This window comes from Paraburkholderia sp. J63, assembly GCF_905220245.1.
Lineage (GTDB): Bacteria > Pseudomonadota > Gammaproteobacteria > Burkholderiales > Burkholderiaceae > Paraburkholderia.
Genome location: NZ_CAJMZF010000085.1, coordinates 1 through 12,591 on the forward strand (window position 1 = coordinate 1; position 12,591 = coordinate 12,591).

Genomic DNA, 12,591 nt, shown 5'->3' on the forward strand with positions numbered 1-12,591 from the left:
CAACATCATGAAGGCGAAGAAGAAGCCGCTGGAAACCGTGAAGCCGGATGACCTCGGCGTTGACGTGACACCGCGTCTGAAGACGCTGAAGGTTGCCGAGCCGCCCAAGCGTAGCGCAGGCGTGAAGGTGCCGGACGTGAAGACGCTGGTCGAGAAGCTGAAGACGGAAGCCAAGGTGCTGTAAGGAGCGAGACGAAAATGACAAATCTGGTGAATCTGGTAATAGCTGAACACGACAACGCAACCATCAAGGCTGCGACGCTGAACACGGTCGCCGCAGCACAGAAAATTGGTGGTGACGTGCACGTGCTGGTCGCGGGCCACAACGCCCAGGCGGCAGCGGACGCAGCTGCGAAAATCGCCGGCGTGGCGAAGGTGCTGCTCGCCGACGCGCCGCAACTCGAACAGGGTCTTGCTGAAAACGTCGAAGCGACCGTCCTCGCGATCGCGAAGCACTACTCCCACATCCTCGCGCCTGCAACGGCTGCGGGCAAGAACGTCACGCCGCGTATCGCCGCAAAGCTCGACGTCGCGCAGATCAGCGACATCACCGCCGTGGATTCGCCCGACACGTTCGAGCGCCCGATCTACGCGGGCAATGTCATCGCGACGGTGCAATCGGTCGATCCGGTCAAGGTCATTACCGTTCGCACGACGGCATTCGATGCAGTTGCGACAGAAGGCGGCAACGCCGTGATCGAGAAGCTCGACGCCGCGGCAGACAGCGGTCTCACGCAGTTCGTCGGCCGTGACGTCACGAAGCTCGACCGTCCGGAACTCACGAGCGCGAAGATCATCGTCTCGGGTGGCCGTGGTCTGGGCAGCGGCAAGAACTATACGCAGGTGCTGGAGCCGCTGGCCGACAAGCTCAACGCTGCACTCGGCGCTTCGCGCGCAGCAGTCGATGCGGGCTACGCGCCGAACGACTATCAGGTCGGTCAAACCGGCAAGATCGTCGCGCCGCAACTATATGTGGCAGTGGGCATCTCAGGCGCGATCCAGCATCTGGCCGGCATGAAGGACTCGAAGGTCATCGTCGCGATCAACAAGGACGAAGAAGCGCCGATCTTCAGCGTGGCCGATTACGGACTCGTCGGCGACCTGTTTGCCGTAGTACCCGAACTCGCCGGATCCCTGTGAATCGGAAGTTACGGTCAACGCTCGACACAGCATACTCACGATGCGGGTTCATCGAACTGCATCGTAGGGTATTGAATGGTCATTGCCTTAAGTGGCTTCCACGTTCGCGCAACTTCGATTCGGCGGTGTTGACAGCGGAATTTGTCAAAGGATTCCGAATGGGATCCCTTCGACAGAAGAATGACTTTTGTGATGGCTTACGTCGATAATCCGCGGATCCTTTATGCCGTGGTACAGCAAAGAAGCTTTGCCGAGGCGGCAGATTCGACGGGGCTCTTGACTCTTCGCAGGATGTACCGAAGTCCTAAAGAGATTGATGCGCCTGAAGAGGGCGTCGCAAACATTTCCGTCGGCCCAGGCATAAGAGGCTAGTGGCGCCTGCGCCGGCGAAAGCCGAGCCTTGCGATTCTCACCGGGAAATTCAAGCGCCGCTGCGCCTCAATACACCTCGATCACGCGACTCCAACTCTGAGTCTCCTCGAAACGCCCGTCAATTATCGGGCACCGGTACTCGTGAGGAAAACTTTACCTCGCGCAACGCGAGACTCGACTGGATCGAAGAGATCCCTGTCTGTCGGCGTAGAACACGCTCAATGAACTCAGCATACGAATCGAGGTCGGTTGCAACTACCTGCAGCACATAGTCGGCGCTTCCGGTGATTTTGTGGCACGCCAGGACTTCTGAGCAATTCCGCATGACTGCCTCGAAATTGTCTGCAGATTTGTCCGAATGCATATTGAATGTCACAAGCACGAACGCAAACACATCGATACCAACCGACCGCCGATCGACATTCGCCTGATATCCGGTGATTACGCCCTCATCCTCGAGACGCTTGCGGCGCCGCCAACATGGCGTCACGCTCAGAGAAAGCTTGTCGCCGAGTGTGGCATTCGAGAGTGCGCCATCCTCCTGTAGCAGGCGGATCATCTCCCTGTCGACAGCGTCCAACTCCACCGCTGAACTTTTTTTGCTCACTTTCCTATCTTCCTGGATAGTTTGTGCAAATTATAGCGACGCCTTAGGAGAAGTAGCAAAACTTTCGCTTTATTCTCCCAATAGACTGTTGTCAACGTTCAACGCAACAGTCAATCATGCTCACTATCTATAGCAGCGATCACCATCTGCACCACGGCGTCGAATTGAAGGACGGCGTCATCTCGGACTCGTTCGAAGCCCCCCAGCGCGCGGAGACGGTGCTTGCACGTGTCAAGGCGAGCGGCCTTGGCGACGTCATCTCTCCACGATCGTTCGACCGAAGCTGCTATGCCGAAGCACATAGTCGCCGCTATGTCGATTTTCTTGCCGGCGCATGGGACGAGTGGAGCGCAACCGGCCGAACTTGCCAGGCGCTACCGCTCGTGTGGCCGGTGCGCTCGATGCCTTCGAACGCGTCCCTTCCTGAGTTCATTGATGGGAAACTCGGTTTGTTTTCAATGGACGCAGGTGCGCCGATCAACGCGGGAACCTGGGCCGCGGTCAGTTCGAGCGCCAATTCGGCGCTGACTGGTGCGGAAGTGATTGCAAGCGGCGCACGTTCGGCGTTCGCCCTGTGTCGCCCGCCCGGCCACCACGCCGGTCGCGAATATATGGGCGGCTATTGCTACCTTAACAACGCCGCCATCGCTGCTCAGCACGTTATAAGAAGTGGTGCGAAACGTGTCGCCGTACTCGATGTCGACTTCCATCACGGCAACGGTACGCAGGACATCTTCTATGACCGCTCCGATGTGCTGTTCGTTTCGATTCACGGAGAGCCATCCGTTTCTTACCCGTACTTCTCCGGCTACGCGGACGAGCGCGGAATCGGATACGGTGCGGGATTCAATCTGAATCTTCCGCTTCCCAAGGGCACGCTTTGGAGTACATACGACGAAGCTTTGGGACAGGCCTGCTCCGCGATCAGGAAACACGCGCCCGATGTGCTTGTCGTCTCCCTCGGAGTCGATACGTTCGAACACGATCCGATCAGTCACTTCCGTCTACGCACACAGGACTATTCGCGCATTGGTGAAACGCTGCAACGCCTGAATATCCGGACGCTCTTCGTCATGGAAGGGGGATACATGGTCGACGAGATCGGTATCAACGCCGTCAACGTGCTGCTCGGATTCGACGGCCGCGCGTAGCCGAATTGCTTATAGCACCCGCACCACCGCGCGCCCTGTACTGCCCTGATTCTCAATTTTGTCCCGTTGATCCTTTTCGTCGCAACAACAAAACACCACTTGGAGAACAGTGATGACCTTCACTAACAGCGGATGGCTTCTCGCAGCCATTGCGATCTCACTTTCAATTCCCACGCGGGCGGATGAAACCGTTCGAATCGGTCACGTGGCGCCACTCACCGGATCGATAGCTCACCTTGGAAAGGACAGCGAGAACGGTGCGCGGCTAGCTATTGAAGAAATCAACGCGAAAGGATTGGTTATCGCAGGACAGAAAGTCGTGTTGCAACTCGATCCTCAAGACGACGCGGGTGACCCGCGCACCGCAACGCAAGTCGCGCAACGGCTCGTCGACGACAAGGTTGCAGGAGTTGTGGGACATCTCAATTCTGGAACGTCCATACCTGCATCGCGTGTCTACAGTGACGCCGGCATTGCGCAGATCTCTCAGGCGGCAACGAATCCTGCCTATACGCAACAGGGATTCAAAACCACATACAGGGTTGTCGCGACCGACGCCCAACAAGGTCCCGCACTGGCTTCCTATGCGGTAAAAAACCTCGGGATTAGGACTGTCGCTGTTATCGACGATTCCACCGCCTATGGCCAGGGTTTGGCCACAGAGTTCGAGACGGCGGCCAAGGCTCTTGGGCTGAAAGTCGTGTCGCATGATGCGACAAGCGACAAGGCGATCGATTTCCGCGCAATTCTTACGAAAATCAAAGGTGAAAATCCGGACGCCATCATGTTCGGCGGCATGGACGCAACCGGCGGCCCCCTTGCCAAACAAGCCCGGCAGCTTGGACTGCGCGCAAAAGTCCTTGGTGGAGATGGCGTGTGTTCGGCTGACCTGCCAAAGCTCGCGGGCGTCGCCTCGGACAACGTAGTGTGTTCCGAAGCGGGCATCGCACTGGAAAAAATGCCAGGCGGCGCAGAGTTTGCGAAGAAGTATGAAGCGCGCTTCCATCAACCGCTCCAGGTCTACGCACCTTTCTCCTACGATGCCGTCTACATCATCGTCGATGCGATGAAGCGTGCCGGCTCGACGAAGGCAGCCAATGTTCTCTCTGCCATGCCGGCGACGGATTACAACGGGGTGGTCGGCAAGATCAGCTTTACACCTCACGGCGACGTCAAGCACGGGGCGATTTCGGTCTTCTCGTACAGAAGCGGAAAAAAAATTCTGCTCGACGTTGTGCAGCTTTGAGGTTCACGGCCTGAGCCGAAATTGAGTTGAATCCGGACGTGGACACATCCCTCGTGCCTCGCGTCATCTCCCAACCGGGACTCGGGCGCAAATCCATACAACAAATCACTTGGAGACACCCCATGAACACCCGCATTGCGCGATTTAGGGCTGACGCCGAGCCAATTGAGGACGATTCCGGGCACCTGAAGCGCTCGCTCGACAACCGCCACATTCAATTGATTTCCATCGGTGGTGCCATCGGAACCGGGCTCTTCATGGGATCAGGAAAAATCATCGCGCTCTCCGGCACCTCGATCGTACTCGTCTACGCCATTATCGGCTTTTTCCTCTTCTTTGTGATGCGCGCAATGGGGGAGCTTCTGCTGTCCGATCCGCGCTTCAAGACATTCCCGGATATTGTCTCGGCCTATCTTGGCCCAGGTGCGGGGTTTGTGATCAGCTGGTCATATTGGCTGAGCTGGAGCGTCGCGGTGGTGGGCGATGTAATCGTAGTTTCCGGCTTCTTTCAGTACTGGTTTCCAACTGTGCCAGCCTGGATTCCAGCGCTGGTATCGATGCTGCTGCTCCTCTCTTTGAATATGCTGGCTGTGCGCATCTTCGGCGAAGTGGAGTTCTGGTTCGCCATCGTGAAGCTTATCGCCATCGTCGCGCTCATCGTGACCGCTTTTGTCCTGATCGGCACGTCGTTCACGTCACCCGATGGCGTGGTCGCGTCGTTTTCGCACATGACGGAGCGAGGCGCCATGTTCCCGCATGGACCGGGTGGCTTCTTTGCGGGATTCCAGATTGCAATCTTTTCCTTCGCGGGAACCGAACTCATCGGCACGACCGCCGCTGAAGCCCGGAACCCTCACAAGACGCTCCCGAAAGCAATCAACTCGATCCCTGCGAGGATTCTTCTTTTCTATGTGTTGGCACTCGTCTGTATCATCAGCGTCGTATCGTGGCCTCACGTCCCGTCGAATCGCAGCCCGTTTGTCGAGCTCTTCAGGCTCGCGGGATTTCCCGCTGCCGCAGGCATCATTAACTTTGTCGTGTTGACGTCCGCAGCGTCTTCGGCTAATAGCGGCGTCTATTCCGGGAGCCGGATGCTGTTCGGATTGGCAGCCAGGAAATGTGCACCTGTGTCGTTCGGGACGCTCTCTACCAACGGTGTGCCGGTATTCGGGTTGATGTTCTCGGGAACCTGCATGCTTGCCGGTCTCGCTTTGCTTATCGTTGTCCCGGAAGTGATGACCGCCTTTACGCTGATTTCGACCGTGTCGGCTATTCTGGTCATCTTCACGTGGTCGATGATTCTCACCGCTTACATTGCCTATACGCGCAAGTCCCCGCGTCTGCACCTCCAATCGTCTTTCCAATGTCCCGGCGGGGCCGTAATGGCGGCTATATCGCTCGCCTTCCTCCTGTTCGTGCTCTGCCTGCTCGCACTCAAGCCCGACACCCGTCTTGCGCTGGTAGCGATGCCGGCTTGGTTCGCCTTTCTTGTGGTTGCCTATCGATGGAAACGCCATCGCTGAGGTCGGCCCCTGCCTTATTTACCTTTTCTCACTCCAGGAAACCCCAATGACTCGCTTCGTTGATGTTCCCACCATGTCTCGTCTCGTAGAAACCGTCGGCGTCCCCAAATTCATCGGCGAACTGGCCGATGCCATTCGCGATGATTTCATGAAGTGGCCAGAATTCGATAAATCCGCACGCGTCGCGAACCACTCCGAAATCGGCGTGATCGAACTCATGCCCGTCTCCAACGCGCATCGCTACGCATTCAAATACGTCAATGGGCATCCCAAAAATACGCAGCGTGGCCTCTATACAGTCATGGCGTTCGGTATTCTGGCGGATGTGGATACCGGCTATCCGATTCTCCTCTCCGAACTCACGGTCGCTACCGCGCTTCGAACGTGTGCGACATCCCTGATGGCAGCCCGTGCACTGGCACGCCCCGATGTGAAGCGCATGGCCTTGATCGGAAACGGCGCACAGAGCGATTTTCAGGCGCTCGCTTTCCACTACCATCTCGGCATCGAAGAGATCGTGGCGTACGATGTCGATCCAAAGGCGACAGAAAAGCTGATTCGCAATCTTGCAGCGTGGCCGTCGCTTAAAGTCACGCGTGCCGATTCCACCGCGCTGGCCGTTCGCGGCGCAGACATCGTGACGACCGTCACTGCCGACAAGACGTATGCCACCATCCTGACGCCTGACATGATCGAGCCGGGCATGCATATCAACGCGGTAGGCGGTGATTGCCCGGGGAAAACGGAACTGCACGCAGACGTACTGCGTTCAGGACGGGTATTTGTCGAGTACGAGCCCCAGACCCGTATCGAAGGTGACATTCAGCAGATGCCGGGAGATTTTCCGGTCGTCGACCTCTGGCGCGTCCTCGCCGGAAGTGCGGTCGGTCGAGAAAGCAGAGATCAGGTCACGATCTTCGATTCCGTTGGTTTCGCGCTGGAAGACTATTCGACGTTGCGCTATGTACACGAGCAAGCCGAGGCCCTCAATCTCGGGATGGGAGTCGAGCTCGTGCCGTGGGGCGAACACGACGACGACAACGATCCGAAAGACCTGTTCCGCTACACGCGAGCGGGTAAATCCCGAAAGGCAATTCGCCAGATTGCGTGAAAGGACAGGAGAAGTCAGGGGGCGATCAGTCGATGCAGATGGACATCCAATGCCCGATTTCGCTATCGGTCGTGATTGAGCAAATGTCGTATGTCTGCTTATCGGCTCACCGGTAAGCACAATCCTAACTTCATGCGAAGTGTCATTGAGATGGTAGCCGCATGCCGGCAGTGCAACCTCCGGTCTGTACCGCTCGTTCAGTACTCTTTGCGCCCTTCATTAGGCAAGCAAGGCCATCGTGGTCGATGGCCGCTTGCGCAACCAGATCGAAGCAAGGCGCTGCAAATTCGTGGCTAATCTCTCGCGTCGGTGATCAGGTCTGCCAGGTTTCATGACTGAATGAGAGGGGTGAACCTAGCCCCCCCCGCTTGCATATATGCATGGAATCCGGGCATACACCCAGATATCCAGAACATTAAAACATATGTCGAACTCCGACCATCGAGGCAAATTGATTCATACCTTTGCCTGGTGTCGATGCGCCGCCGCCACTGGCTGAATATGCGGCCTCTGCGCTATTCTGTAGCAGCGCCGCCTGTAAATATACAAAGGTTTGCTTGGACAGCGCGTAAGTCGCACGCAACACTTCCATCGAAGCGCGGGTGTCCTGCTGTTTGTTTATTGCTCGCTGCACGAGGCCGTCAATATACAGCGCTGGGTTTACACGATAACCCACTTCAACCACGTACTGATTCGAAGTGATCGTCGAAACTGCCGGCGTTGCGGATTCAACATGCCGGTTCAACCATATCGCGCTCACTTTGACGGGTCCCAGGTTCATGTAACCGTCCACCGAAACGCGGGAGTCACGATTTCCACTACCACTAAGTGCAACAGGCATGGCGCCATTAAAGAAATTCGCCGCCGCTCCCTCCCCGCCGTTTTGCCGGTCATAGCCGGCAGCGAATCCACCCAGGGCACCGTCGTAACTCGCCATTGCCGACCATTCCCGGCAAGCTTCGTTGTTGCCGGCCGACCCACCTGCACATGTCCCCGAGCCCGGGGTATTGCTGCCGCCAACGGGAGACGCATCCCGACCGAACGAGTAGCTTGCGCCGAGCGTGAGCGGCCCAAACTGCCGTAGCCACGCAACGGTGTTATCGCTACGGGGGGCCCCGATCCAGGTGTCCAGAGAAGCGAGACCGTAAATGCCAGGACCCAACGTATCAGCGTTGAAGATAGCGCGGTACAGCATTGAATACTGACGCCCGAAGGTTATGGCGCCGGGCGCGCCGTCGATCCCGACATAGGCCTGCCGACCAAACAGGCGGCCGCCCTGTCCAAGCGCACCCGTTCCGTCGGTAAAACCACTCTCGACCTGGAACACGGCCTTATAGCCGCCTCCCAACCCCTCTTCTCCCTTCATGCCCCAACGCGAGGGAAATTCACCGGTATTCGACGGCATGCGAACCACCGATCCTCCGCTCGCATTTGCATGGTTGATATATTCAACTCCCGTGTCAAGAACCCCATAAAGGGTAACATTACTCTGCGCGAAAGCGCTCGCCCCCCAACCCGACAACGACAACGCGATGCAGCCGTATGCCAGCCCAACTTTAGCTTGCCCCATCCAGCTCTCCTCCGGTTTATGTGCTAACTAATCATCATTGAAAATCGCAATTCAACATCGACGGCCCATATATTGATACGTTATCCTTAATAATATCCAGAAGCCGTCAAAGCTCGATTTTTTCGATCGATCATGCTCACTCTTTATAATGTTATTTTTCCAGCGCCGGTTACTATCCAACCTCAACCAAAAATCTTACCGATTCCAATGGGAACAACGTTGGATTATTGATTGTCAGTCATAGACCTGATTTTGACTCTACGCCTTCACCCAAGAAAAATCTCCGGAATGTCAGCAGGTGGCATCGCATGACCGGAATCGCCACGGCGTGGCGTCCTTCACTTACGGTTGGCGATCTATTGTCTGTTACTGGTTTCCCTGCAAAATGCCGGTCAAGACAAAAATTCTGCCGGGTTCACTTATTTTTAGCTAGCCCGGCAGATGTATCAAGGAATCGCGCGACCCGCCGATATTCCGCCATCAATTGTGAGTATTGCGCCGCTCGTGTACGCAGAAAGTGGCGAAGCCAGGAAAGCGACGGCTGCGGCGATCTCATCGGGCGATGCCGCCCGGCCAAACGGAAATGCGGCGAATGCCTCTTTCCACTGAGATTCGTCACCTGTGCGCGCCATCGCTTTGCGCTTCTGGATCTTTTCGAGTCGATCGGTAGCTACGGGTCCCGGACTAATGCCAACGACTCGAACACCGTGTTGAGGAGAGGCCGATCCGAGTGCCTTAGTAAACGCTATAAGGGCTGCATTTCCGGTACTACCAGCGATGTAGCCAGCGTCGCGCATTTCACCGGCGATGCCAAGTATATTAACAATCGTCCCTGCAGCTTTCTCTCTAAAATCCCGATAATAAGCCCGACTCAAATTAATATATCCGAAGACCTTTGCATCCCAACCAGCGCGCCATGCCTCTTCTTCGACATCCTCAATATACCCGGCCGGGATGTCGCCCGCATTGTTGACCAAAATATCAACATTGGGAAATCGATTCTTCAATCGCTCTGCTGCCCCCCGATCTTTCAGGTCGCAAGCTTCAATCTCGACATGGACGGAATACTCCGCGCGAAGTTGCTCTGCTGCCGATGCCAAGGCGTCTGGATCACGCGCCGTAAGTTTCAGATCGACGCCCTCGGCGGCGAGTTGTTGAGCGATCGCGAATCCAATACCACGTGATGCACCGGTCACAAGCACCGTTTTTCCAGATAATTTTAGATCCATAATTCTCAGTCCGTTTATATTTTAAAAACGCGTCTCACCGGAATCACTCTATTTACCGGACGAGCGTTTATCAGAAATCAAGGGAACCAATTCATTCGCGCGAATCACCGCCGTCGAAACCACACGTAGAGTCAATAGAGCGGCATCGTGATACTCCTGTGAAGACGAACAGCAACAGTCCTCCACAAGGACTACGCTGAATCCCAGTTGAGCGGCATCCCGGACGGTATGTTCGACGGCCATGTTTGTTGCAATTCCGAGAACGATCACGGTATCTACTTCGAGACCCCGCAATATGCCAGCCAAGTCAGTGCCGTAGAACGCACTGATTCTAGTATGCTCAATCTTGAAATCATCCGGCTCGGGTGCCAGTCGATCGACAACTTGAGCACCACGACTGCCCCGGACAAATGCATTCTTTCGGACGGCGGTATTAAAAAGGGCGTTATTCTTTACAACCTCCCGATAATCCGGCGTGTACGCTACGTTCACGTAAATGACAGGAATCGCATTTTCTCGAGCAGTTGCCACGACATGCCTCGTCCGTTCGACGAGACCGTCTTTCGCTGCCTGAGCGGCAAATATAGGCCCGAACGCCCCGTCGGCATCAAGCACGTCATGCTGCAAGTGGATCGCAATCAAGGCTGCTTTCGCGAGGTTCAAACTCTTCAAGCCCGAAGGGCTGTCCTTCAACATCAATTCCATTTAGCACTCCTGGCACGAACATCGTGTCACCACGAACCAAAATTTACACAAAGTCAGATTGGCTGATTGAATGATTTAGGTTCAGTTCCCACTGCAACCCGCTTGCAGGGCGCCGTCTCTTGTAAAAACAACGATAGAACCGCGGCCAATGTTGCAGCACCCGCGGCCATGTAGAATGGCGCCGCTGCTCCAAAGTGATCGGCTGCGCTACCGGCGATAGTTGGAGAGACAAAGCCTCCAACGATTTCTCCTACGCCAATGACCAGACCGATCGTGCGCGTCAGGCAGGCTGCGGGGACCGTCTCCGATGGAATTGTCGCCATAAACAATGGGAAACATCCATGCCCCAAATATGTCAAAAATAAAACCAGGGCAAAAAGTGGGAAGGCAGCGTGAAAAAATATCAGAACCAGTGGCGTCAGGATTGATGCGACGGAAAATATAATCATCATTGACTTGCGGCCGAGTCGGTCAGAGAGTGCTGGCACGCCAAATCCACCAATAACATTTGCGAGACCGATCAAGCTCATAATCCACGCCATTTGAGATGGGGCAAAGTGCCGCTGCTCGATCAGATAGCTTGGGGCAAATGCTAAAAATGCATAGTACCATGTGATGAACGCGCAGCTAATCAATATGCAAATCCAGACATTCCGATAACCTAATACTTCCCTAAACCGAGGTTTCTTTTCGGCAGTAGAAAGATTGATTCTAGCGGTTCGCGCAGCCGGCTCCCGGACAAACCTGGACAGAAGTGCCGCTAGCAGAAGACCTGGAATACCGACCACATAGAAAGCCGTACGCCACCCAAAATGCATCGCTAGCGGCACAATCAGGGCCGGCCCAAGTACTGATCCGAATAGACCCGCGGCGGAAGCTTGAATAAATCCCATATTGAATCCCCGGCGCTTCTCTGAAGATTCAATTGCCATGAGCGATTGACTAATCGGCAATGTTGGCCCCTCTGCCAGCCCCATTACTGCGCGCACTATCATCAGCATCATGAACGATTGTGCGAGTCCAGATGCGACTGAGCAAAGGGAGAAAACCACGACTGAAGTTACCAGTACGACCTTTCGTTTGCTCTTTGCTTCTGAATACTGCCCTAAAAAATATCCTGTAGCGGCCCATGTGAAGGCGAGAACAGAGCTGAGCATGCCCATTTGGGTGTGAGACAAGCCGAAGTCCGCCCGCATGAACGGGAATAAAAAGTTGATGGCCAGTCGATCAAAAAATACGAATCCAATCGACATGAACAGTAACACCACCAACACATTCTCATAGCTACTCCACTTCTCCTTCATCACCAGGTGTCTCCTATCTGTTACCGAGCATCCAATTTTCCGCTTATTTTATGCACAAACATCATTTTATGCATATTTATTGTGATCCACAGCGACTCAAAAGGCAATGTCTGCGACGTTAGGTAAACCCGAACTAACGTCGTGTCCTGCAACGACTGGCTTGCGAAGCTTGTTGACGTTGACGCAATCCGCGACGTCACATCTACGAAGTTGACTAAATGAAGGCAAAAAGATCACGTTCAACGAACACGACCTCCCGCGACTGCATCAATTTCACGATCTCGTCTGATTTCGGCTGCGCTGCTCATCCGTCCTTGCGTCCAACGCGCCTCTCATAGATTGAGTTGAATAAAGTACCGTAGGCTGTAATGGCTCCGCAAAAGGATGGAGTGCTCGGAAGTTGTCAGTTCGCCGGCACTTCACCGGGCGCAAGGCTTGCCTAACCGAAGCTAATATCGCTGAGGTACATGCGCATGCATTCGCTTCCGAGATAGCCAAAACCTAAGTTGTCCGTACTATTCCCCGTTGAGTGACCACCCACATACGACGTGAAAAGCACCTGCAACTCTAAGCGACAGTTCATTCTCCCCCATGACGAGGGCTTCGAAACGAACCCTGCCATTTTTCGACGTG

At 55.2% G+C, this 12,591-nt stretch carries 10 protein-coding genes and 1 pseudogene; 6 read left to right on the plus strand and 5 right to left on the minus strand.

All coding sequences use genetic code 11. The features are described from left to right. A pseudogene (locus tag U5775_RS37875) lies at nt 1-184 on the plus strand (electron transfer flavoprotein subunit beta/FixA family protein); the annotation flags it as partial. Nucleotides 185-207: 23 nt separating this feature from the next. Next, a complete protein-coding gene (locus U5775_RS37880) occupies nt 208-1,140 on the plus strand; it encodes an electron transfer flavoprotein subunit alpha/FixB family protein (protein ID WP_322063261.1) in 933 nt (310 codons plus the stop codon). Between the two features lie 490 nt (nt 1,141-1,630). On the opposite strand, the gene U5775_RS37885 is transcribed toward U5775_RS37880, so the two are convergent. Further along, nucleotides 1,631-2,119 carry an Lrp/AsnC family transcriptional regulator gene (locus U5775_RS37885; protein WP_322063253.1) on the minus strand — a complete coding sequence of 163 codons (489 nt, stop codon included), beginning with the start codon at nt 2,117-2,119 and terminating at the stop codon, nt 1,631-1,633. 116 nt (nt 2,120-2,235) lie between these two features. On the opposite strand from U5775_RS37885, the gene U5775_RS37890 reads away from it, so the two are divergent. The 4 genes from U5775_RS37890 to U5775_RS37905 all read left to right on the plus strand — a co-directional run bounded on the left by U5775_RS37890 (nt 2,236) and on the right by U5775_RS37905 (nt 7,150). Further along, nucleotides 2,236-3,270, plus strand: coding sequence for a histone deacetylase family protein (locus tag U5775_RS37890; RefSeq protein WP_322063254.1), 1,035 nt, complete (start codon nt 2,236-2,238; stop codon nt 3,268-3,270). A gap of 112 nt (nt 3,271-3,382) precedes the next feature. After that, a complete protein-coding gene (locus U5775_RS37895) occupies nt 3,383-4,516 on the plus strand; it encodes a branched-chain amino acid ABC transporter substrate-binding protein (protein WP_322063255.1) in 1,134 nt (377 codons plus the stop codon). A 122-nt stretch (nt 4,517-4,638) separates the two neighbouring features. After that, on the plus strand, nt 4,639-6,039 hold the full coding sequence (locus U5775_RS37900) for an amino acid permease (RefSeq protein WP_322063256.1): 1,401 nt from the start codon (nt 4,639-4,641) through the stop codon (nt 6,037-6,039). Nucleotides 6,040-6,085: 46 nt separating this feature from the next. Continuing rightward, nucleotides 6,086-7,150, plus strand: coding sequence for an ornithine cyclodeaminase (locus U5775_RS37905; protein ID WP_322063257.1), 1,065 nt, complete (start codon nt 6,086-6,088; stop codon nt 7,148-7,150). 415 nt (nt 7,151-7,565) lie between these two features. Here U5775_RS37905 and U5775_RS37910 read toward each other — a convergent pair whose 3' ends face one another. The 4 genes from U5775_RS37910 to U5775_RS37925 form a co-directional block, all read right to left on the minus strand. Further along, nucleotides 7,566-8,720 (minus strand): porin, encoded by a 1,155-nt coding sequence (locus U5775_RS37910; protein WP_322063258.1) that lies wholly within the window; start codon nt 8,718-8,720, stop codon nt 7,566-7,568. Between the two features lie 446 nt (nt 8,721-9,166). Beyond that, nucleotides 9,167-9,949, minus strand: a complete 783-nt coding sequence (locus U5775_RS37915) for a short-chain dehydrogenase/reductase (protein ID WP_322063259.1) — start codon at nt 9,947-9,949, stop codon at nt 9,167-9,169. A 48-nt stretch (nt 9,950-9,997) separates the two neighbouring features. After that, the gene (locus U5775_RS37920) at nt 9,998-10,654 is read right to left on the minus strand and encodes an isochorismatase family cysteine hydrolase (protein ID WP_322063260.1); all 657 of its coding nucleotides are present in this window, start codon (nt 10,652-10,654) and stop codon (nt 9,998-10,000) included. A gap of 53 nt (nt 10,655-10,707) precedes the next feature. Continuing rightward, a complete protein-coding gene (locus U5775_RS37925) occupies nt 10,708-11,958 on the minus strand; it encodes an MFS transporter (RefSeq protein WP_322063262.1) in 1,251 nt (416 codons plus the stop codon). Nucleotides 11,959-12,591: the final 633 nt, after the last annotated feature.

Bases quoted from the DNA above. Each gene is read 5' to 3' on its own strand.
- U5775_RS37890 (WP_322063254.1), top strand. From the start codon at position 2,236: ATGCTCACTATCTATAGCAGCGATCACCATCTGCACCACGGCGTCGAA.
- U5775_RS37895 (WP_322063255.1), top strand. From the start codon at position 3,383: ATGACCTTCACTAACAGCGGATGGCTTCTCGCAGCCATTGCGATCTCA.
- U5775_RS37900 (WP_322063256.1), top strand. From the start codon at position 4,639: ATGAACACCCGCATTGCGCGATTTAGGGCTGACGCCGAGCCAATTGAG.
- U5775_RS37905 (WP_322063257.1), top strand. From the start codon at position 6,086: ATGACTCGCTTCGTTGATGTTCCCACCATGTCTCGTCTCGTAGAAACC.
- U5775_RS37910 (WP_322063258.1), bottom strand. From the start codon at position 8,720: ATGGGGCAAGCTAAAGTTGGGCTGGCATACGGCTGCATCGCGTTGTCG.
- U5775_RS37915 (WP_322063259.1), bottom strand. From the start codon at position 9,949: ATGGATCTAAAATTATCTGGAAAAACGGTGCTTGTGACCGGTGCATCA.
- U5775_RS37920 (WP_322063260.1), bottom strand. From the start codon at position 10,654: ATGGAATTGATGTTGAAGGACAGCCCTTCGGGCTTGAAGAGTTTGAAC.
- U5775_RS37925 (WP_322063262.1), bottom strand. From the start codon at position 11,958: ATGAAGGAGAAGTGGAGTAGCTATGAGAATGTGTTGGTGGTGTTACTG.